The organism is Bradyrhizobium sp. CCBAU 53338, assembly GCF_015291665.1.
Lineage (GTDB): Bacteria > Pseudomonadota > Alphaproteobacteria > Rhizobiales > Xanthobacteraceae > Bradyrhizobium.
Map to the genome: position 1 here is coordinate 3,203,068 of NZ_CP030048.1, position 21,268 is coordinate 3,224,335.

The window sequence follows — 21,268 nt, forward strand, 5'->3', positions numbered from 1 at the left end:
GCGATAAATTGCGTATAGTGAGGGCGCCTTGATTGGAGCTGTTTCTAAGCAAAGATTAGAGTGGCTTCGACGAAACTATTTAGACGTTCGGCGAGACGATCTTCCAACTTCGATGCTTGATTGCTGCGCCCATATGTTGCTTTACATCGAGCAGCCATATGAAATGCAGCAGATCGCGCTGGCTCATCTAATCGACCGCTTCAATGCGACTAGGGCGGACATCGGATTTGGATCGCCGTCCGATCTCATCTATCAACCGTGCGCGGCGCGACACCGGTTGGATTGCAGTGTGCCGGAAATATCGGGTTACTCGCTGCCAAATCGAGAGCCTGGCCTTCAGATCGTGTGGCAATCCGGTCGCGCAGTTCAAATCGATACCGCGCATGATCCAATTTCCCGCCGATTGAAAAGCTCCATTGAGGAACTCAGAATCCGCGTCAAGATAGCGCGCCGCTTGCAGGTTGCAGATCGGCCTTTTGGCATAGTCTGCGTTGACCAGACGGAAGACCCTCAGCTCTGGGGTTCTAGGGACATTGCATACTTCGACCTCTTTGTCGCAAGCGTTCTGTCGCCGCTCGTTGCCGAAAGCTTGGAGCACCCTAGTGGATTGAATGTCACGCTCACGGCCGCTGAACGGGCCGTGGCGGAGCTGGCCGCTCGAGGGCTCAGCTATAAATCCATTGCGAAGGTTTTGGAAAAATCTCCCAATACAGTTGACAATCAGCTTCGGTCGATCCGCGCGAAACTCGGTGCTCACAATCAGATTGAGATGATACGCGCGCTTGACCTGAATTGCTGACCTGGTCCGGCTCGCGGGTTCACGCCCAGCTCTTCATTTACGGGCGGGATCGGTGAGGAGGTCCAAATTTTCGACGGGCTGAAAGCGAGCTTTGTTTGTGACGAAGATCCCGCCGACCCGAGGCTGTTAAGACCGCATTTTTCTTAAGCGTTTGGTGCCAGCTCTTGGAGCTGTTCACCACCCAGCTTCCGCTTGATTACAAAGGGGAGGGGTGGAGCGATAGAGGCTCATTGGCTCGCCCGTGTCACCGTTAATCCAATATCCTTAGTGAACCTTCACTATTGGCGAAGGTTCGCAGATCTGCTTCCTAGACTTATAGAGCTGGCGCCGTGCCACCCGCGGCTTACGTCGCGAGTCTCCAGGGAGTCTTTGAAAATGAGCTTGCATGTTACGCCAGTATCGCTCCAGGATGCTCTTCAACCCAATCTATACATTGACGGTGCCTTTCGTGAAGCATCCAAAGGCGAGGTTCTAGACGTCATCAATCCGACGACGGGCACGAAAATGGCCAGCGTTGCAGCTGGCGACGCTAGTGATATAGATGCCGCCGTTCAGGCCGCTCATCGCCAATTCGAAGAAGGCGCATGGCGCCGCCTAAGCGGCGCAGATCGCGGCAAGTTGATGTTTCGCGTAGCCGATCTTATCGAGCGCGATCTGAATCTCATTGCGGCAATGGAGGCGACGGACAACGGTAAGCCGGTTGGAATGGCCGCGAATGTTGATCTGCCGAACACCATTGATACGCTTCGCTATTACGCGGGTTGGGCGGACAAGCTCGAGGGACGCAGTATACCCACGGCCGGCGCTTTTGGGCGGCCGACCCTGTCATACACAATCCGCGAACCGCTCGGCGTGGTTGGAAGCATCGGTGCGTACAATGCGCCGACAATGTATATCGGCTGGAAATGCGCCGCTGCTCTCGCGGCAGGCAATACCGTGGTGCTAAAGCCGGCTGAAGAGGCACCCCTCACGTCTTTGTATATCGCCAAGCTGTTCGCCGAAGCTGGAGTTCCCAATGGCGTGTTCAACGTCGTTTCCGGTTATGGGCCCGTCGCGGGCATGGCGCTGCTGCGGCATCCCCTCGTCGCGAAAGTCAGTTATACCGGCGGGGGAGCCGTTGGCCGACTCCTGGCAAAGGAAGCTGCCGAGCTGCTCAAGCCGATTACTCTGGAACTGGGCGGCAAAGCGCCAATGATCGTGCTTGGAGATGCCGATCTCGACGCAGCGATTCCGTTTCTAGCCATGGGTCTTTTCGCTAACCAAGGACAAATCTGCGCCGCCGGAACACGCATTCTGGTTCATCGGTCGCGCCTGGACGCGGTCGCCGAGGCACTCGGTACGGTTGCCAAGCAGCAGGTTCTTGGCGATCCACTGGACGCAGCCACCACCATGGGCCCACTAACTACACAGCGGTCCCTCGATCGAGTGCTCGGCTATATAAACACCGGGCGCAGCGAAGGCGCGAAGCTCATTGCAGGCGGTGAGCGCGTCAAACGCGACGGCTACTTTGTGCAGCCAACTATCTTCAAGGGGCATAATGATATGCGTGTTGCGCGCGAAGAGATATTCGGCCCGGTTGGGGTTTTGATTCCATTCGATTCGAACGAGGAAGCGCTCCAAATCGCGAATGCGACCGAATATGGACTGAATGCCGGAATATTCAGCCGTGATCTACGGGCAGCAAACCTTCTGGCCCGTGGGATTCGGACCGGCGCAGTGTGGATTAACGGCTTTGGGTTGATCGATGCGCGACTGCCGTGGGGCGGAGTGAAAGCGTCCGGTTACGGGCGGGAGAACGGTGCAGCAGGCCTCGATGACGTGACACATGAGAAGGTCGTTACGACGCTGCTGTAACGGCATTCGCTGCGAATTTCCAAACGATCTAAAAGATCAAGAGTGCATTGGAAAAAGAGGTATCGAATTCCTAAGTCATCCGTCTCCAGGAGTTCGCATGAGCCAACCATGCAAAATGGCGCCTCGCTAAGGCAAGATTGTGATCGAACGACTGCTCTCGGCGTTGGATTGCCCGCGAGCTTCCAGACGATGACCTCAGTGAGTGGGGTTGCGATGGTCACTATCATCGCAATGAAGATGCGAGCATTGAGTAGCCATCGGAAAGTCCTTTGGCGCCGGGATACGGGCGGCGTCCTTGGGCCTAGCTGAGAGCCTATCGGAGGGAAAGCTAAACGGTTCGTCGTTGGCTTATACCATTCGCTTTTAGGGCAGTGCTCGGAGCGCGTTCGATTGTCATGCAGGGTTAAGCTCAGCTAACGTTTCCACGATGTGCCGTGCCGGCGAGAGGGTCGGTCAGTGCAGTTATACGCGTCGCGGGACGCGGAAGTTCCGGCTTTGCTTTGCGACGTCGGTGAAGGAAAAGCGCAATCACATCGCTTGGGTGTTTTTGGAGCAGGGAAAGCAGTCGGCAATGCGGAGCTTGGTAGTAATCGATCGTTCGGGTGGCGAGCACGAGCTCTCTGGCGAGGGGTTGGGCAATCGTAGTGTCATGGAAGTCATCCGCGACAGCGGAGTGGAGCAGATCTTGGCTGTCTGTGGTGGCTGCTGTTCTTGCGCCACCTGCCACGTCTACGTCGATCCATCGTTTGTTGATCGGCTTCCGCCAATGAGCGTTGATGAGAGGGAGCTCTTGGACGGTTCTCAGCACCGGACAGAAGCATCGCGGCTGGCCTGTCAGCTCAGATGCTGCGACGATCTCGATGGTCTTAGGCTTACAGTGGCTCCAGAAGATTAAGATGAAGGCTCTGACGCGCGAGGATTTCACGAAACGGTACGACGTCGTCGTCGTCGGAGCGGGCCATGCGGGTGCCCAAGCAGCGATCGCGCTCCGGCAACACAAATTCGTCGGCACGATCGCGATTGTCGGCGACGAGCCGGACCTCCCCTACGAGCGACCGCCGCTTTCGAAAGACTATCTGTCGCGGGAGAAGCAGTTCGAACAGATCCTGCTGCGCCCCTCGCGATTCTGGCAGGATCACGGGGTGGACATGCTGCTGGGTCGTGAGGTTGACATGGTCGATCCCGCCGACAAGAAGGTGATTGCCGACGACGGCAGCGTGATCGCATACGGAGCGCTGATCTGGGCGGCAGGAGGTCGCGCGCGACGTCTGCCTTGTCATGGGGGAGAATTGAAGGGCGTCCACGTCGTGCGTACGCGGGCCAATGTAGACGCGATCCTTTCACACCGAGACGGGGTCGAGAAGGTTGTCGTGATCGGCGGCGGCTACATCGGCCTCGAGACCGCCGCTGTTCTGTCGAAGCTGGGCAAGGACGTCACCGTCTTAGAGGCGCAGGATCGTGTACTTGCGCGTGTGGCGGGGCCGACGATTTCGCGCTTTTACGAGGCCGAACACCGAGCGCATGGCGTTAAAATCAAACTCGGCGTCGACGTGCAGCGGATAGAGGGCGAGCAGGGGCGTGTGGCTGGGGTTTGCCTGGCCTCAGGCGAGGCGCTGGATTGTCAGATGGTCATTGTCGGGATCGGCATTACCCCGTCCATCGACGCGCTGATCTCCGCGGGTGCTCGCTACGGCAACGGTGTCGTCGTAGACGAGTGCTGCCGCACGACACTTCCTGACATATATGCCGTCGGGGACTGCGCGCTCCATACGAGCACATTTGCGGATGGAGACGAAATCCGGCTGGAATCAGTGCAGAACGCCAACGACATGGCAATGACGGCGGCAAAGTCTATCGTGGGAGAGCCGAACCCCTATCGCGCCGTGCCATGGTTCTGGTCGAACCAGTATGACTTGCGACTTCAGACAATTGGTCTATCGATGGGGTACGACGCGGAGGTGGTCCGCGGAAACCCGGCATCGCGCTCCTTCTCGGTGATCTATCTCAAGAAGAGTCGAATCATTGCCTTGGACTGCGTCAATGCGACCAAGGATTTTGTGCAGGGCAGGCGTCTGGTCGAGCGCGGGCTGCTTGCAGCCGCCGAGATACTCTCTGATACGAATGTCGCCTTGCGCGACATACCCTAGAGACCAGAAGTCATGGGTCACTCAGTCGTATTTTCAATGGCCTCCAAACGGCGGAGCGACCCGGGTCAAAAAGTTGCGCTCAACGACATCAGTGCAGTTCACTTAATGGCGGACCGGTCCGACGTCTCAAAAGCACCAAGGAGGATCTGAAAAGGCTCGTTCGCGGCATTGATTTCGATAGGCAAGAAGCGTCTCGCCTAGACGAGACCTCATCATTACCCTGATCAAAAGGAATCCCCCCATGCAGAAAGACACGTTCGAATCGCGAATTGATAGGCTGGTTTATCCGGATCACGTTCATCGGGATGTCTACACCGATCCCGAGATCTTCGAGATTGAGATGGACCGAATCTTCGGACGTGCATGGATCTATGTGGGGCATGAGAGCCAGGTCCCCAATGCAGGGGACTATTGGACGACCGTAGTCGGCAGGGACCCTGTAATCATGGTGCGCGACAAGGCGGGAAATGTCCACGTGCTGCACAACCGATGTCCGCACAAGGGCGCCAAGGTCGTTGCTGAAGGCTGCGGCAATACCGGGCCGATCTTCCGCTGCCCATACCACGCCTGGACGTTCAAGCTCGATGGAGCCCTGATGGGCGTTCCGCACCGGAGCTGGTATGACGGGACCGGTTTCGACCCGAAAGGCGAGGACTTCTCGATCCAGTCGGTTGCGCGTGTGGAATCCCATCGGGGGTTCGTGTTCGCAAGCCTGAGCAAGGAAGGTCCGAACCTGAAGACGTTTTTGGGCGGCGCGATCACCACGCTCGACAACTTCGCCGATCGTGCCCCCGAAGGACGAGTGATCGTCGCGGGGGGGGTCCAGCGCGTCTGGCAAGAAAGCAACTGGAAATTGTTTCTAGAAAATATGAATGATACGGCCCACGCGCCCGCCACACACGAGTCGTCGTGGACGGCCGCCAAGCAGACGGCAAGCAGCCGTTTCGGTGGGAAATCTCCATTTCAGCTTCATATTATCGAGGGCAATGGCGAGCCGAACGCCTTTTGGGAATCGCTCGATTTTCGTTGCTACGATTATGGCCACAGCTACTTCGACGCCATTTTCAACGCTCCCGGCGACAGGATTTCGGTCGAGTACCGGGAACAGTTGAGCGATGCTTATGGCAAGGAACGCGCCGAGGAAATCTTGAAAATCAACCGGCATAATACCGTGCTGTATCCGAGCTGTTCGCCTCATGTCGGATTCCAGCAAATGCGCGTTATCCGCCCGATGGCGGTTAACCGGACCATGATCGAATTCTTCACCTTCAGGCTGGCGGGCACGACGGACGAGTTCTTCCAGAGAACAATCAACTATACCAACATCGTCAACTCCCCTTCGTCAGTCGTGATGGTTGACGACGTTGACCTCTACCGTCGCTGTCAGGAGGGCATGCTTTCTGACGGTGGCCAGTGGATTAGTCAGCACCGCAACTACGGAAAGGATATCCGCGGTGATCACGAGATAATCGGCAAGGGCGTAACCGAACTTCCCATGCGCAACCAATTCGCCGCCTGGAAGAAGTACATGAAGCAACCAACGAGCAGGGCGTCCAACGGACGCGTGATGGCGGCGGAATAGGTGCACGAAGATGAAGGCGATTAAGCTACAGGACGCTGGGTCGGCGCTCGCAACACAGACGACCCCGGAATTCCAGCACGAGATCGAACAGTATCTCTACCGCGAAGCCGCACTTCTAGATGACCGAGACTGGGAAGGGTGGGAAGCGCTCTTCACAGATGACGGCACTTACTGGGTGCCACTAACCCACGGCCAATTGGACCCGCTCAATCACGCCTCACTGTTCTACGAGGATGGAATGATGCGCGAAGTCAGGCGACGTCGGCTGGAGCATGTCCACGCCTGGTCGCAGCTGCCCGTGACGCGTACTGCGCGCGTCGTTGGAAACGTCATGATCCTGTCGGGGGCAAAAAGCCTGGGTCAGTTGAGGGTGCGCTCGACGTTCCAACTGACTGAGTGGCGCGCGCGACGCGACTTGCGTCAGCAAGCGGGCCACTATACGCACTCGCTCATACTTGTCGACAACCAATGGAGGATTCAGCAGAAGCGGGTCGACCTGATAAACTGCGATGGTATTCACAACGCGCTCGAGGTGTGTATTTGATGGGACCGAGCTTGCGGAGCACGGCTCTGGTCGCCCTGCATTATCAAAACGACATCCTTCATCCAGATGGCAAAATTCGGCTTGGGTTTGGTCAGGATGCGACTAATCGAACTGGGGTCATCGATGCGGCCAGACGCCTGCTGGGCGGTGCTCGAGCATTGGGGCTGCCAATCGTGCATGTTCGCACGGCAAGATCCGCTATCGCGGGCACATTTCGCGAGAATGCGCCTATATTCCGCAACGTTGTTGCGCTCGGTGCAGTCATTGAGGGCGAGTGGGGCTCAGAATTCTTTGAGGAACTTGCTCCGTTACCGAACGAGACCGTCGTGGTGCACAATAGAGTGAATGGCTTCTACGAGTCTTCGCTTGAAATGCGGCTCCGCGAGATTGGAGCGGATCGTCTTATTATGTCGGGCGTTGCCACAAATTCTTGCGTAGAGCACACGGCGCGGCATGCCGCGGATATCGGATACGATGTGATCGTTGCTGAGGACGCATGTTCCGCATCGCGGCGCGACGTGCACGAGGCAGCGCTGTTCAACATCGGCCTCATTGGATCCGTTACCACCGTCAGTGATCTCGTTCTGGCAAAATTCCAATGATACGTCTTGATGGCAAGAATCTGATCGTTACGGGTGCGACCCAGGGACTCGGCGCCGACATAGCGAAGCGCTTGATCGAGGCAGGTGCCTGCGTTGCTATCGTGGGGCGGGGCGCCCAAAAGGGTAAAGCGTTGGAGCGGGCATTGGGAGCTCGTGCACGCTTCGTTGAGGCCGATCTTTCTTCCGATCGGGATATTGAGGTATGCGTCGAGAAAGTCATAGGCCTGTTCGGGGCCATCGATGGTCTCGTCAACAACGCCTGCATTTACGATGACCCCGGGCTCGCGGCGACTCGCGAGCAATGGCATCGTTTGTTGGACGTAAATCTGATTGGACCGGCGATACTCAGCGCGAAGGTAGCAGAACGTATGCCCGAAGCGGGCGGGGTCATCGTAAATATCGGTAGCATCGGGGGCAAGACCGGCGCGGCCAACCGCATGTTATATCCGGCCTCGAAGGCAGCCATCCTGCAGATTACCAAGAACCTTGCCGTCACCTTGTCGCCCCGGAACATCCGAGTGCTTTCGGTCTCGCCGGCCGTAACATGGTCTCCGAGCGTCGAGTCCTCGACGGGGTCGATCGACAAGGCCGACGAGCGGGGCGCAGTTCTTCATCCTCTAGGGCGGATCGGTCGGGGGTATGAAGTTGCGAATGCGGTCCTCTTCGCCTGCTCGGAGCTTGCGAGCTTTATGACTGGCACCGACATCGCGGTCGATGGTGGCTATACGAGCGTAGGCCCTGATCAAGGGCTCGGACCGCGCCCTTGGATGAGCGGCCTCCCGATCGTCCCGTGAATTGTTCAGATCAGGCGTAGTCTGTAGAGCTGCGCGGGGTGATAACCATCAGCGTTCGCCCTTACTCCAGACAAGCACCGATGAGATCACTTGCTGTAAAATCCGGGGGTCCAGGGCTTACAGCAAAATTGTCGTTTCAAAGCTAGGAACGCGATCTTGGATCGTGGCAAGATAGGGAATTGGGTCCGATGTCCCCAAGGCTCTGCCGTAGGGCGTTGTGCCCCTAGGGCTCGCGGACGACATCGCCCGAGAACCGTTTTTTATGGACCGTTCTTTGGTTAGTCCAACGCCGACGCGGCCAAGTAGCCGGAGCCGCCGCCGAGGCCGGGACCAGGGTGGACGGATGCGCCAATATGGTAGAGGCCGCGTATGTGGGTGTGGTGATTGACGCTCGTCTTAAATGGGCGCCAGATAAAAAATTGATCTATCCCGCAGAAGCCACCGTAAGGATCGCCGCCCACCAAATTGACATTCAATTTCTCTAGATCGGTCGGAGAGTATGCGCGGCGGGCGATCTTGATTTCTGCGAAATTCTCGATGTGCGTAGCCAAGCGTCGCTCAACTCGGTCGGCATATGCCTCGCGCAGCGCTTCCGTCCAGATGCCATCCTCCGGCGATTGCAGAATTCCTGCGGCATCTCCCTTCACTTTGCAGGGTGCCTCCGGTAGCTGTAGCCAGAGTATCGCCTCACCCGGGGGAGCCCGTGTCGGATCGAGAGCGGTCGGCTGTCCGACACAGATGGTCGGCTCACTAGGTAGCAGCCCGCGTTCTGCCTCGTTCGCTGCGCGCGAAACGCCATCGATGCCGGATGTGAGGTGAAGCAAAGCCACTTTCCCGAGCTCTGGATCGCCCTTCCAGTGCGGCGGCGCCGACAACGCGTAGTGGATCTGCATGTTACCTTTGCCGAAGTGCCGAAGCGGTAGCGCCGCAGCCCTTCAGTCACTTCATGAGGCATTTCCTTCCAGCCGGCCAAGAGGCGTCCGTAGAGCTGTTGGGGAGTGACCGAGCAAAGAATGCCTTTGCGTGCAGCCAAGATCTCGCCACTCGCAAGACGAACGCCGCTGGCGCGCCGCTTCGGTCCGGGCAGTACGGCGTCGACCTCGGCTGAGGTGCGGATCGTGCCGCCCTGATCAGTTATCAGGCGCTCGAAAGCCGTGAGCAGCGATCGCGCGCCCCCCACCGCGATTGGGCAACCCGCCGCCTCGGTCGCAAACGCGATGACCTTTGCCATGGATGCAGAGTAAGCAGCCTCGGGTCCAAGCCCCGTGTGGAGCACCCACGGCGCCCACAAAGCTCGAATAGCTGCTGATGTGTAGGTACTCTCCAGATAGTTGCGCGCGGGTGTCAACGCCTCACCGAACCAGGATGCGAGCCCGCGCAGACCACGCCGCCAGACCTCTCGCGCGATCAGCCTCGCCGTCCGAAGTGACCATAGTTCACCGCCCAACAGGCCGAACAGGAACCCTGCGTCGGCGCCCAATTCGTCCATCTCGCGCGAAAAAGTCGTGCCGTCCCCCGGCGCGAGCGCCTCGAAGGTGGCGACGTTTCGCTTGCGATCCATGGCGAAGATCACGCTGGTACCGTCCGGCATCAATACGCCTGTTGGTACCGGGGAATCTGCCCACTTCAAACCACGTGCCTCAAGATCCTTTCCGAGTAGAGCATGCGCCGGTGAGACACGGAAGAGAACCAAGGTCGTCGCCATCACGTCATGAATGAAGCCGGGAGAAGTGATTTCTTCTGTGCGTAGACACCCCCCGATTTCCGGATTGCGTTCGAGCACCGCCGCCTTTCTTGCCCAACATCGCGGCAGCCACGAGCGCGTTGATTCCACTGCCGACGATTACATAGTCAAAGTCCACGCGCTTCTCCCCACAATAAATATTCATGGCGGCGCTTCGCGCCCTCAAGACGCGCCCTCGGGCCAGGCGGAACCGTGAGGTCGATAATTGTGGCCGCTCCAGAGATAAGGTCGGAGACGAAATCTGCAAAAACTTTGCTGCTGATTCTCTTTCCTGAATGACGTCTCCGCCTCGCTCAACCGACAAGGGTTGCGTCGCGTTCCGTTTGATCGCGTCTCCAGACCAGAACGATAAATAGAAACACCGGACATAGCCAATATTGTCGCGTGCCCCCCACACGCAGCAATTGGGCTAAATACGCACAAAAAGTTGCCGTTTGCTCGCACGGACTTGCATTGAGCAATGGAGATAGATGAGGCTGACGCCGTTGGCACGTTTGCACCGGAGTTCTTGACGCATGCTCGCTGCCAGTAGTTCGAGACGAATACACACAGGGAGCATGAGATGGCCAAGTTCACGCAAGTGAAGGACCGGGGATGGATTACGGAAAAAGTAGTGGGGCACACGATTGATCGTTGCAAGATGTGGTATGATGGAGAAGGCGTATCTGTCTCTCTTGTTAAAATGCCCGCCAAACACCGGCTGGATATTCACCGACATGAGACCTGGGTCAGTGTGTTATCGTATCTGGCTCGATGGTGTGGGAGAGCAAGGAAGAGAAACGCGTTCTCGGCGCAGGGGGACTACTATTTTGTCGAGCCAGGCGAGGTGCACATCGAGACCTCAGTCAACGAGACAATTGTGCTGATCACGAAGGCCGAGCCCAATATCCAATATCCGATCGACGCAAGCGGGAAAAACATCGGCGCTTCTGCACCGGCTTTAAGACGTATGGCAGACGCCTCTTGATCGCGTGGTTTGGGGTCCGCTGTGCGAAGAACCTCGCGGGCGAGGTTCTTCGCGTCCTTCGAAAGGCTTAGAGCCATCCGCCCCAGCTGAATCGGTTGACTCAAACTGTTTCAGGGATAGGGGAATACGACAATTTCGAGGGGCATAATACCGAGATGCAGCGCGCTTTGGCGCATTGCGATTGTGACAACACAGTTAAGCATAGGAGCGTACGGAAATGAGTCGCAGCAAAGAATATAAAGTCGAAGGTGTTCGCGTTGAAACGGCTGAGCCAGCTAAATCAGACCAGCGGCCGCCGATTGTGTTTGTCCATGGGGGATGTCATGGAAGCTGGTCGTGGGAAAAGTTCTTGCCATACTTTGCAGATGCTGGTTGGGAGTGCCACGCACTCAACTGGTACGGTCATAATGGGTCGGATTCCCTTCCGAGAGAACGGTTCGTCCGGCGTAGCATTGCCGATGTAACCGAGGAGATTGGCCATGTGGCCAGCCGGTTTGCCACTCCGCCGATCGTCATCGGCCACAGCATGGGCGGGCTCGCATCTCAGAAGTATGCTGAGCAGAACCCAGTTGCTGCTCTGGTTCTGACCGCGTCAGTGGTACCCAAGGAAGTTGCCGGTATGAACATTGAGATACCGGTGGATATGGCCCAACCCTGGGGTCCCCCGTCATTGGAGGACTCCTTGCATATGTTCTTTCAGGGGCTGACAAAGAATGAAGCCGAGCATTATTACCCTCTGCTCTGCGCTGAGTCGCCGCAAGCGGTGATTGAGGCGACACGTTGTACGGTATCCATCGACAAAACTCGCATATCGGGTCCGGTCCTGGTCCTCGCGGCGGAACTGGATGGGTTAACACCCCCCAATACTGGGCGGGCATTGGCGGAATTTTACGGCGCCGACTATCGCTACTTTCGAGGGCGTGGGCATAATTTACTACTTGAGCCCAGATGGCAGGAGACGGCTGGTATAGTTGCCGATTGGCTGGAGCGATCGGTACTTTGACCTAGGGTTTCTAGCCATCAATCATCCAGACGGCCCTGCTGCTAACTGCACCGGGGATTGCCGCATATCGGCACCTCTCTTAAGGGCCTCCGATCAAAGCTCGTCTTGTTCGATCTCGGATCATAAGTCCCGCTAGCAGACCGGCAGTCTGCTCCTCCCAAGACTTGGCCGCCGCTCGTTGCGGCGGCCATTTTCGATTGGTCTCACGATTCACTTGAATTTGGCGAAGCCAGGATAGCAGATCGCGCTTGGGTAACTTAGTTTCGTCACGCATGCGGACTTTGCCGGCAAGCCAAGGTAAACCGGGCATCACAGCCTTTTCGAAACATTCCTGAGTTCGGCGGCAGCCAATGCAGCTCCGACCATCCTGGCGATATTTGGTCCTGAGGCGAGTTGCGCGGCCACGCCGCCGAAGCCCGACGATTGTTATTTCGCGGCGTCGGCCACGTAGAACCTATTCGCGGAAAAGGGCAGAGGCTCCTCGAGGTAATCGTGAGCTCAAGGTAATCGTGAGAGGGGCCGGAGGCCGTCCCATGATCTCCTCGGAATCGATGCTCACTGAACTTCGCCTCCCTTGGCAAAAGCCTTGGCGCGCTAGCGGGAGTCCTGGCGCTGTGCAGGTTGGTCTAAGGATCTGAAGCTCTCGACGGGAGCTTGTTATCATCCCGCTGAGCAAAACGAGGACAAGCCGATGTGGTTCATGGCCAATCCGAACGTGCCATCGGGACCTCGTCGCTGCACAGGTTGAGCGGGGCATGACGAAGGTTCAGGTGGGCGCTTCGAGAGCAACCTAGCTGATGATTTGGCCGGTAGCTCAACTGACGAGGGGGCCAAGGTTACTGTTGTCTCGGATATTCGAGATAGATAGCGCTGCAAAGCTCAACCGCACTCACAGACTACATCTTCGCAAAAACTTGGAAAACGTCGACCGCGCGATACTTCGTCGGTCGATGAAGTCCACAGATAAAGCGGGTCGCACACCCCACGACAATTCGCTTTCTGAGCATCTGATTCGTTTGTGGCCTAAAGCGTCCTTTTCGTCTGATTGACGGCTTACCTCGCCTTGGATAGCCTTTTTTTTATCGAGAATAGGACGCAACGGCAGCGCCTAGCGCGGTGGATGGAAATCTCGTTCATGACAGAAGCGTTGGAGCATGTTTCTGGTCCTAGCGACCTAGAAGATCCGCGTGCGGCATTGCGCGAGCGTTACGGCCCCCCCCTCGATCTGGGATTGATGGCCCACATCGACTATCTTCACATGCACTATGCTGACTTCATCCGGCGCAGTCCGTTTTGCCTGCTTGCGACAAGCGACTTGCAGGGCCGTCCGTCGGTTTCACCGAAAGGCGATCAGCCCGGATTTGTCGAGGTCGTCGACGCACATACAATCCTGTTTCCTGATAGGCCCGGGAATAATCAAATCATCTCGATGCAAAACATCGCGGTCAATCCAAAGGTTCAGCTGATCTTCCTCGTGCCGGGACGCCTGGAAACCTTGCGCGTAGATGGCCTAGCAAGCATCTCAACCGATCCCGATCTGCTCAAGCGCATGAGTTTTCGTGATAAACCTCCAAAATCTGTGGTCACCATCAAGGTTTATGAAGCCTTCATGCACTGTGGGAAATCGGTCATTCGCGCCCAGCTGTGGGATCCATCAACGCAAGTAGCGAAGGGAGAAATGGCGAGCATTGCGCGCGTCACCAAAGACATATGCGTCGATGCGCCCTACAGCTACGAGCAGATGGAGGAGCTCACACCGGTCATCTACCAAGCGACGCTATACTGAGAGACTTTTGAGAAGAATGAAACGACCAAGGACATATTCGGTCTGATGTCGCGATCTGCGACTTCTTGATCGAGAAGGAGTCGCCCACGACCGTATTGCTCGACGATTTGAGCCATCAGGGTGTGTAAGGTTCCGGAACGAATGCCGCGATAGCGGCGTTGCATCGATGAGATGTACAACGCGCCACAGCTGAGCGAGCTGACAACATCAGAGAACGGGTCCTGATCGTGATCGAGGTCATTTGATCGACCGACGGGCTGTCGCTGCCTGCGGCGGGGCGCTATCACTTCGCGGCGAGCCGCAACCTTCATGATCATGAGCGTTCCGACCCGAGGCGTCGGCATTCTGCGTTGGAGTGCGTGCCGCTTCGTGCCTGGCAATCGCCGTCAATTAGGGCGCTCCAGCCGCCGATGGACACGGTCGAACGCCCGCTATTTTCGTTAAAATCATTTGGTCGGACCAGTTTGTGCGGGGTGATGCACCGCAAACGCGGATGGAGGAGCTTTTTGCGACGCATCGCGATGCTCACCTGGCCGAAAAGCACTTGACAGTTGCTTATATCGAAAATACTTTAAGTATAAAATAATGTTGCAGTTCGCGAAACGCGAAAGTGAAGAGGGAGTGCGCATGGAGTCTATCTGTGGCGGGTCGACTCGTTGCTAGGCGGGTCACTGAAAACGCGCCGCATTCACACATTCCGTGATGGTCTTTTCAAGTGCAACGCCTGGAGACGCATGCTCTCAAGGTTGTAGGTGATGCGGGTGGCTGATTTCGAGAGCGCTGCCGATATCGACGACGTCTTCGATCTTTGGACGTGACATCAAGTTTCTCTTCATGGAGACGCTAAAGCCCATGATCAGCCGCTTTCATCGGTATCGGAGGCAAATACCCTCCAACAAAAGCACTTGGCTTCCGGCATAAGGTCGAGCTCTCGCAGCAATCTCTGTTTTCCACGTACTTTTTGATTGGTATGAACCAAGGGGATGCAGATGTTTGGAGCGCAGGTATTTCGTACAGCTGACGTTGACGAAATGATCTCTATAAGCTCCCGCTCTTTGAGCGCGCACCGACTTATCCTCAAGGATCGTCACGCCTTCAACGGAAGATTATCCCGCGCTCAAATTGGGGCGATATCAATTAATCATCTCAGCTATGGAACGGAGCTAGAGGTCCGGGCCGAGAGTATGGGGGATGACCTCTTCTTTATTGAGGTGCCCCTCTCGGGCGAAAGTGTCACGAGTCTAGGCGTAGCCAAAGTTATAGGGAATGCGAGCACCGGATGCATTTTGTCACCTGACACCGCGTTCTCGTCGATCTGGAGTGCCGATTGCACTAAGCTCCTTATCAAGATAGGTCGCGTCAAGGCCGAGCAACACCTTAGGTCTTTGACCGGAGCGGACCTACGCAAGCCACTTCGTTTCGACATGGAGATGCATTTTGGCTCAGATGCGGTTCGCCCGCTGCGAGGCTTGATCGATGTGTTACTGGCCGAAGCTGCCGTTTCGGAGAGCCAGTGCGACAGAGCTCCATTTCATCGGTGTCTGGAAACAGCCTTCTTAACCGCATTGATATGGACACAACCACATAACTACTCCAGTCAACTTGAAAGACTAAGAAAGCCAGCAGCCGTTCCGTGGTATGTGCGACGCGCTGAAAGCTACATCAAGGTGCACTCATCCAGGCAGCTGTCCTTGGATGAAATTGCAGCTGACGTTGGTGTGAGCGCGCGCACACTTCAGATTGGGTTTCGGCAGTTTCGGGGTGTTTCGCCGATGGCCTATTTGCGGAACTACAGACTTGATCAAGTCATGATGCGACTAGAGCACGCCAACGGCAAAGCCAAAGTGTGCGACTTCGCGCGCAGTGCGGGATTCGTCGACATGAGTAAGTTTGCGCGTGCATACCGAATACGCTTCGGTTGCGGCCCGCGCGAGACACTGCGCAATAGAGCGCCCCCATTATCAGACCTGTCGTCCTGATTGTGACCTACTACTGAAGTGTCATCCAGCGGGAGTTAGAGTCTCGGGGTGTTGTACGCCAAGTGGCGTGGGTGGAGCAACGGATGATCGGCGGAGCTGGTCGGGGTTGCGCAGCCGATCGTCCGTTGCGATGAGGTGGGCGGCGTAGGCCGCTGGTGTCAGTTATGTCAGCGACAAGCGTGACTGGAGATTGTAGTCGGGAGCCAATTGGCGATCTTGGCGCGGGCGTCATCGAGATCGAAGAATAGGGTCTCGTTGAGCAAACTCATCGCGCATCCGGCCGTTGAAACTCTCGACAAAGCCGTTCTGCATCGGTTTTCCCGGTGCGATGAAGTGCCAATCGATGACGGGTGCCCTTGCACCAAGCGAGCATGGCGTTGCAGGTGAACTCGGTGCCATGGTCGGACACGATCATTCCTGGCTTGCCGCGTCGCTCGACGATTGCCGTCAGTTCGCGGGCCACGCGCCGCCCCGAGATCGATGTGTCCGGAATGGCGACCAGGCATTCGTTGGTGACGTCGTCGACGATGTTGAGAATGCGGAAGCGCCGGCCGTTGGCGAACTGGTCGTGGACGAAATCCCGTGACCAGCGCGCGTTGGGCCTCGCCTCGATCAGGATCGGGGCACGGGTCTCCACGGCCTTGCGGCGAGCCCGCCGCTTGCGGACGGTAAGCCCTTCCTCGCGATAGAGCAGGTAGATCCGATTGATCCCCGGCGGCTCGCCGTATCCGTCCGGTGAAGGCCGCCTTGCCGAATGAGGCGTGTTGTTGAGAACTGTCCTTATGGACAGTGATAGGCGCAGTGCCCAAGTCGAACGGCTTAAAGTGGTGGACACGGGTCGGCGGCGGCGCTGGTCCGAGGATGAGAAGCTCAAGATCGTCCTGGAGAGCTTACAGGCGCCGCGCCAGGTGGCGGCAACAGCGCGACGGTACGGCGTTTCGCGCTCATTGCTGCTGCGATGGCGACGCTCGTTTCGGCCGGAGCCGAAGGATGCCGTCGATCAACCTAGCTTCGTACCGGCGATAGTGGTCGCGGAATCAGAGCCGACGCCTTGTCCAGCCGCACCGGCCGGTAGCGGCGGGTCGATCGAGATTGAGTTTGCGACCGGGGCTCGGATGCGGATCACGGGTGCGGTCGACGCGGCGACGCTGAACGCCGCCGTGGCGGCGCTGGCAGATGGACGCTTGCGGTGATCCCCATTGCGTCGGGCGTGCGGGTGTGGATTGCGACTGGCCACACCGATATGCGTCGCGGCATGAACTCGCTGGGCTTGCTGGTGCAGGAAGCCTTCAAGCGAGATCCGCACGGCGGCGACCTCTATGTGTTCCGTGGCAAAAGCGGCAAGCTGATCAAGATCCTTTGGCACGACGGACTGGGCATGTCGCTCTACGCCAAGCGGCTGGAGCGCGGCCGGTTCCTGTGGCCGTCGTCAGCTGATGGCGTGGTGACAATCACCCCAGCCCAGCTTGGATACCTGCTGGAGGGCATCGACTGGCGGCTGCCGCAACATACGTGGCGACCGCAGGCGGCTGGCTGATCGCTGGGATTTGAATCGGTGGCAGGATCATCGGTTCGGACAGAGATCGCGTCTTGTGATTCTCTGGTCGGCGATGGGCAATGATGATTCTCTTCCCGACGATGTGACCACGCTGCAGGCGATGCTGCGCGCCGAGCGAGCGGCCCGTTTGACCGCGGAAGCTGAGGCCCAGGCGGGGACATTGCTGATCGAGAAGCTCAAGCTCACGATCAAGAAGCTCCGACACGAGCAGTTCGGACAGTCCTCCGAGCGAGGCGCATTGCTCGACCAGCTCGAGCTACAGCTCGCCGATCTGGAGGAGAACGTCGTGCAAGCCGAGACCGCGGCGCAGATGGCAGCTGAGAAGATCGTGGTGCCATCGTTCGAGCGTCGCAAGCCAGCCCGCCGGCCCTTGCCGGAGCATTTGCCGCGGGAGCGCATTGTCTATCCGGTGCCTGCCACCTGCCCATGCTGCGGCGACAGCCGATTGCGCAAGCTTGGCGAGGACGTGACCGAGACGCTGGAGCTCGTTCCGCGCCGGTGGAAGGTGATCCAGCACGTGCGCGAGAAGCTCGTCTGCCGGGCCTGCGAAGCGATCACCCAGCCGCCGGCTCCCTCGCATCCGATTGCGCGCGGGCGTGCAGGGTCCAAGCTGCTGGCCCATGTCCTGTTCGCCAAGTACGGCCTGCACCTGCCTCTTCATCGTCAGAGCGACGTCTACCAGCGTGAAGGCATCGAGCTCGACGTATCGACGCTCGCGGACTGGGTAGGTGCCTCCGCGGCAACCCTGATGCCTCTGGTCGATGCGATCCGGAGCCACGTCTTCGCAGCCGAGCGCATCCACGCGGATGACACCACAGTGCCGGTCCTGGCCAAGGGCAAGACCCGGACCGGCCGGCTCTGGACTTACGTGCGCGACGACCGTCCGTTTGCCGGCCCAGATCCGCCGGCGGCCGTGTTCTTCTACTCGCCCGATCGTGGCGGTGCGCATCCGGAGCAGCATCTGGCGGGCTATGCTGGACTGATGCAGGCCGACGCCTACGCCGGCTTTGGTAGGCTTTACGAGGCCAATCGCAAGGGCGGCCCGATCATCGAGGCCGCATGCTGGGCGCACGGCAGACGCAAGTTCTTTGATCTGGCACGGCTCACCAAGGCGCCGATCGCGGCCGAGACGGTCAAGCGCATCGATGTCCTGTTCGCCATCGAGCGCGAGATCAACGGTTTTACTGCGCAGGAGCGTTTGCGTATGCGCCAGGAGCGTAGTCGCCCCCTGATCGTCGAGCTGGAGGCCTGGTTGCGCGAGCAGCGCGCCAAGCTCTCCAGGAACAACGACACGACCAAAGCGATCAATTACTGTCTCAGCCGCTGGGATGCATTTAGCCGCTTCCTTGATGACGGACGGCTTTGCATGTCGAACAATGCTGCTGAGCGTGAGCTACGGGCGGTCGCCGTGGGACGAAAAAATTGGACCTTCGCCGGGTCCGATGAGGGCGGCCGGCGTGCGGCTGCCATCTACAGTCTCATCGCCACCGCCAAACTCAATGACATCGACCCGCAGGCTTGGCTTGCCGACGTGCTGGCGCGCCTGCCGGATCACCCTGCCAAGCGCATTGACGAACTGCTCCCTTGGAAGTGGCAGCCTCAAAGCGTCGCTCACGCCGCTTAAGTGCGATACTGTCGAGACCGCGATACGGTCTCGTCCGGACTGGCTTTTGGACAGCCCGCGATGCACACTCCCAGCCGCGAGCGACGAAAGGACGAGCGATGACCTTGGGAAAGGGCAAATATGACGAGCTATGCCGCGAGATCCGCGAGAAGGTCGGCCTCGGTGGTGGGGAGATCCCACAAAGCGGCGGCGTGCTGCTGATCGTGATGGGCGGCGAGCACGGCAACGGTTTCTCGTGTCAGGCCGACATGGATACGATGCTTGCGCTCCCGGATCTGTTGGAGCGCGTGGCTCGCCAGATCCGGGAGACGGGTCCGTTCATTCCTAACCGAAGTAGTAGACCGCGATGAGCGCGAGAAGGGCCAAAGCCCCGAGCAACTATTAGACGCCGCTCGGAGAATACTCGGATCGTCTGCAATCCGCACACTCAAAGCATCGCTCAGGCCGCCTAAGCGCGATCAGCCTTCCGCCAAAAACGGTTTGCGCGGGGCCTTCGCCGGACGCGTACGGCTCGCCCTCCCGGGCTCGCGGACGAAGGGGCAGACTTTCCGAAGGATCGATGCTCCGGCGACCGAGAGGACGCGCCAGTGCGAAGCGGTTTTCCCTTGCTCGAGGTTCTCTTTTTTAAGCTGACGTTCGCCCGCGCTCGACGTCGGATCACCGCTGTACACTTTTGACGGTTTCGCGTCGGGACGGCCGCGAAGCGGCGCGACAACGCGATCTACTCCAAAAGCGAAGCGCTGCCTAAAAAAACGAAATAATCTGAGTGGTGACGTCACTGCTGCCGTTGGCGATCAAGCTCGAGGCGAATATCACAACAGGCAGGGGAGCCAAAGCACCTGCTCAATGAAAGCCTTTCCGGGAAGTCGAGAGCAGGTTCGGGAGCGGTCTCTTTAAAAAACGTTCGAATTAAAGACGGCTGCGCATTGTGTTTGCGTAAAGGCCGCTTGGTGGAAGAGCTGCGTTTCAGTCGCAGAAGGGGAAACAAAAATGAACTTGAATATGCTCGCCGAAAAGGACCAAGCGCGGATCTGGCGTTGGCAGATAGCCATACTTGCACTCGCTCTCATTGGAGAGGTTTTTCTCGCTGCCGACTGGTACGCATTTGCTGCTGTGATCTCCTTTGTGTCCGAGACACTGCAGCTCGATCACGCTCAGGCTGGATTTGCACAAGGCATCTTCGCCTTGGCTTACGCACTCGGCATGGTTGCGTGGTCTCCGGCGAGCGCGCGCATGAGTGCGCGAAATATGCTGCTTATCGGGCTTGTCGGAACCGGCGTGGGAATGGTGTTACAGACCTTCGTGCAAAGCTATGCTCAGCTTATCGGATTGCGGCTGTTCATCGGCCTCTTCGATGCCGCCATTTTCCTGGGAAACATGAAGCTGATTTTCGGTTGGTTCCCGCAATCCCGCAGAGCAAGCATCGTCGGCTTGGTGCTAGCGGCGTACAGTCTTGCTATCACACTCGATTTTGCCGTTGGTGTGCCGCTTACCCTAGCTGTTGGTTGGAGGGCGTTTTTTGGAACGCTCGCCGCGGGCACATTGGTCATGGGGTTGGTAAATTGGCTATTGGTCCGGAACGGGCCAGCTGAGATCGGATATTCCGGCTTTGCGTGGGAGGAAGCCGATGGGATTGCGTCGCGCGTGCCCTTCCGGCTGATCTTTGCGCAGAAGTGGTTCTTTGTAAGTGCCTTGGGAATTTGCTCCGGTGTCGGCGCGATTGCTGGCACAGCGACGTGGGTGGTTCCCGCTTACATCAAGGTCCAAAACATGCCTGTAGAGAGCGCAGCCCTGATTGGAGTGGCAATGGGGCTATCCCAAGTGGTCTTCTTGACTGTGGGCGGGTATATATCAGATCACGTCAGAAAATCGGTCATGATCAGAATTGGCGCCTTACTCGCTTTGGTTTCGGCACTTCTTTTCACAGTCTCGACGATTTATCCAATGAGCTTCATTTTGCTCCTGGTGTTCGCGGGACTTAGCGGGATGTGCGTAATCGGAGGAGGTGCCATCTTTTCCTTGCTCAGCGAAAAATATCCCCCCTCCATTGCTACAGCCGCAGTGGGCTACGCAGAGATATTTGGCATGGGTGCGAACTTTCTTTCTCCTTGGATCATGGGAGTGGTTCTAACCGAAACGGGAGGTTCATTCACTCACGGCTTCCTGGCTTTCGCCGCACTGGAAGCCATATTCGTCGTGGCGCTGCTTGTGCTGGCGCTTGAACCGAGAGCCGCGAAGAGTATCATTGATGTACGTAATCGCGTGCCGGCTAACTGAAGCGCTGC

The 21,268-nt window shown here is 57.8% G+C and carries 17 protein-coding genes and 2 pseudogenes; 16 read left to right on the plus strand and 3 right to left on the minus strand.

Translation table 11 applies throughout. From position 1 onward, the window contains the following. Nucleotides 1-133 precede the first annotated feature (133 nt). The 7 genes from XH90_RS14910 (at nt 134) to XH90_RS14945 (ending at nt 8,322) form a co-directional block, all read left to right on the plus strand. Nucleotides 134-799 carry a helix-turn-helix transcriptional regulator gene (locus XH90_RS14910; protein WP_194482182.1) on the plus strand — a complete coding sequence of 222 codons (666 nt, stop codon included), beginning with the start codon at nt 134-136 and terminating at the stop codon, nt 797-799. A 375-nt stretch (nt 800-1,174) separates the two neighbouring features. Beyond that, nucleotides 1,175-2,653, plus strand: coding sequence for an aldehyde dehydrogenase family protein (locus XH90_RS14915; RefSeq protein ID WP_194482183.1), 1,479 nt, complete (start codon nt 1,175-1,177; stop codon nt 2,651-2,653). 896 nt (nt 2,654-3,549) lie between these two features. Beyond that, nucleotides 3,550-4,800, plus strand: a complete 1,251-nt coding sequence (locus XH90_RS14925; RefSeq protein WP_194482184.1) for an NAD(P)/FAD-dependent oxidoreductase — start codon at nt 3,550-3,552, stop codon at nt 4,798-4,800. A 241-nt stretch (nt 4,801-5,041) separates the two neighbouring features. Next, nucleotides 5,042-6,382 carry an aromatic ring-hydroxylating dioxygenase subunit alpha gene (locus XH90_RS14930; protein WP_194482185.1) on the plus strand — a complete coding sequence of 447 codons (1,341 nt, stop codon included), beginning with the start codon at nt 5,042-5,044 and terminating at the stop codon, nt 6,380-6,382. A gap of 10 nt (nt 6,383-6,392) precedes the next feature. Further along, on the plus strand, nt 6,393-6,926 hold the full coding sequence (locus XH90_RS14935) for an aromatic-ring-hydroxylating dioxygenase subunit beta (RefSeq protein ID WP_194482186.1): 534 nt from the start codon (nt 6,393-6,395) through the stop codon (nt 6,924-6,926). Beyond that, nucleotides 6,926-7,528: a cysteine hydrolase family protein gene (locus XH90_RS14940; protein ID WP_194482187.1), complete on the plus strand. Its 603-nt coding sequence runs from the start codon at nt 6,926-6,928 to the stop codon at nt 7,526-7,528. Before XH90_RS14935 ends, XH90_RS14940 begins: the two co-directional genes overlap by 1 nt. Next, nucleotides 7,525-8,322, plus strand: a complete 798-nt coding sequence (locus tag XH90_RS14945; protein WP_194482188.1) for an SDR family oxidoreductase — start codon at nt 7,525-7,527, stop codon at nt 8,320-8,322. Before XH90_RS14940 ends, XH90_RS14945 begins: the two co-directional genes overlap by 4 nt. Before the next feature lie 278 nt (nt 8,323-8,600). Here the strand turns inward: XH90_RS14945 and XH90_RS14950 are convergent. Then, nucleotides 8,601-10,211, minus strand: a pseudogene (locus tag XH90_RS14950) (phytoene desaturase family protein). A gap of 417 nt (nt 10,212-10,628) precedes the next feature. On the opposite strand from XH90_RS14950, the gene XH90_RS14955 reads away from it, so the two are divergent. The 3 genes from XH90_RS14955 (at nt 10,629) to XH90_RS14965 (ending at nt 13,822) form a co-directional block, all read left to right on the plus strand. Beyond that, nucleotides 10,629-11,033 (plus strand): hypothetical protein, encoded by a 405-nt coding sequence (locus tag XH90_RS14955; protein ID WP_194482189.1) that lies wholly within the window; start codon nt 10,629-10,631, stop codon nt 11,031-11,033. A 217-nt stretch (nt 11,034-11,250) separates the two neighbouring features. After that, nucleotides 11,251-12,036 (plus strand): alpha/beta hydrolase, encoded by a 786-nt coding sequence (locus XH90_RS14960; protein WP_194482190.1) that lies wholly within the window; start codon nt 11,251-11,253, stop codon nt 12,034-12,036. 1,135 nt (nt 12,037-13,171) lie between these two features. Next, complete coding sequence (locus tag XH90_RS14965) at nt 13,172-13,822, plus strand: MSMEG_1061 family FMN-dependent PPOX-type flavoprotein (protein WP_194482191.1); 651 nt, start codon at nt 13,172-13,174, stop codon at nt 13,820-13,822. Here the strand turns inward: XH90_RS14965 and XH90_RS14970 are convergent. Beyond that, a complete protein-coding gene (locus tag XH90_RS14970) occupies nt 13,801-14,139 on the minus strand; it encodes a hypothetical protein (RefSeq protein ID WP_194482192.1) in 339 nt (112 codons plus the stop codon). The genes XH90_RS14965 and XH90_RS14970 overlap by 22 nt on opposite strands. Nucleotides 14,140-14,811: 672 nt before the next feature. Between XH90_RS14970 and XH90_RS14975 the strand changes: the two genes are divergently transcribed. Beyond that, nucleotides 14,812-15,801, plus strand: a complete 990-nt coding sequence (locus tag XH90_RS14975) for an AraC family transcriptional regulator (RefSeq protein WP_194482193.1) — start codon at nt 14,812-14,814, stop codon at nt 15,799-15,801. Nucleotides 15,802-15,822: 21 nt separating this feature from the next. On the opposite strand, the pseudogene XH90_RS39805 reads toward XH90_RS14975, so the two are convergent. After that, nucleotides 15,823-16,504: pseudogene (locus tag XH90_RS39805) on the minus strand (integrase core domain-containing protein); the annotation flags it as partial. Nucleotides 16,505-16,583: 79 nt separating this feature from the next. On the opposite strand from XH90_RS39805, the gene XH90_RS14985 reads away from it, so the two are divergent. The 5 genes from XH90_RS14985 to XH90_RS15005 all read left to right on the plus strand — a co-directional run bounded on the left by XH90_RS14985 (nt 16,584) and on the right by XH90_RS15005 (nt 21,260). Then, nucleotides 16,584-16,994 carry a transposase gene (locus XH90_RS14985; RefSeq protein ID WP_194478155.1) on the plus strand — a complete coding sequence of 137 codons (411 nt, stop codon included), beginning with the start codon at nt 16,584-16,586 and terminating at the stop codon, nt 16,992-16,994. Beyond that, complete coding sequence (gene tnpB, locus XH90_RS14990; RefSeq protein ID WP_194478154.1) at nt 16,991-17,338, plus strand: IS66 family insertion sequence element accessory protein TnpB; 348 nt, start codon at nt 16,991-16,993, stop codon at nt 17,336-17,338. Before XH90_RS14985 ends, tnpB begins: the two co-directional genes overlap by 4 nt. A 73-nt stretch (nt 17,339-17,411) precedes the next feature. Then, nucleotides 17,412-18,983: an IS66 family transposase gene (locus XH90_RS14995; protein WP_194482698.1), complete on the plus strand. Its 1,572-nt coding sequence runs from the start codon at nt 17,412-17,414 to the stop codon at nt 18,981-18,983. Between the two features lie 98 nt (nt 18,984-19,081). Then, nucleotides 19,082-19,333 carry a hypothetical protein gene (locus tag XH90_RS15000; protein ID WP_194478153.1) on the plus strand — a complete coding sequence of 84 codons (252 nt, stop codon included), beginning with the start codon at nt 19,082-19,084 and terminating at the stop codon, nt 19,331-19,333. Between the two features lie 640 nt (nt 19,334-19,973). Beyond that, a complete protein-coding gene (locus XH90_RS15005; RefSeq protein WP_194482194.1) occupies nt 19,974-21,260 on the plus strand; it encodes a nitrate/nitrite transporter in 1,287 nt (428 codons plus the stop codon). The last annotated feature ends 8 nt before the right edge of the window (nt 21,261-21,268 follow it).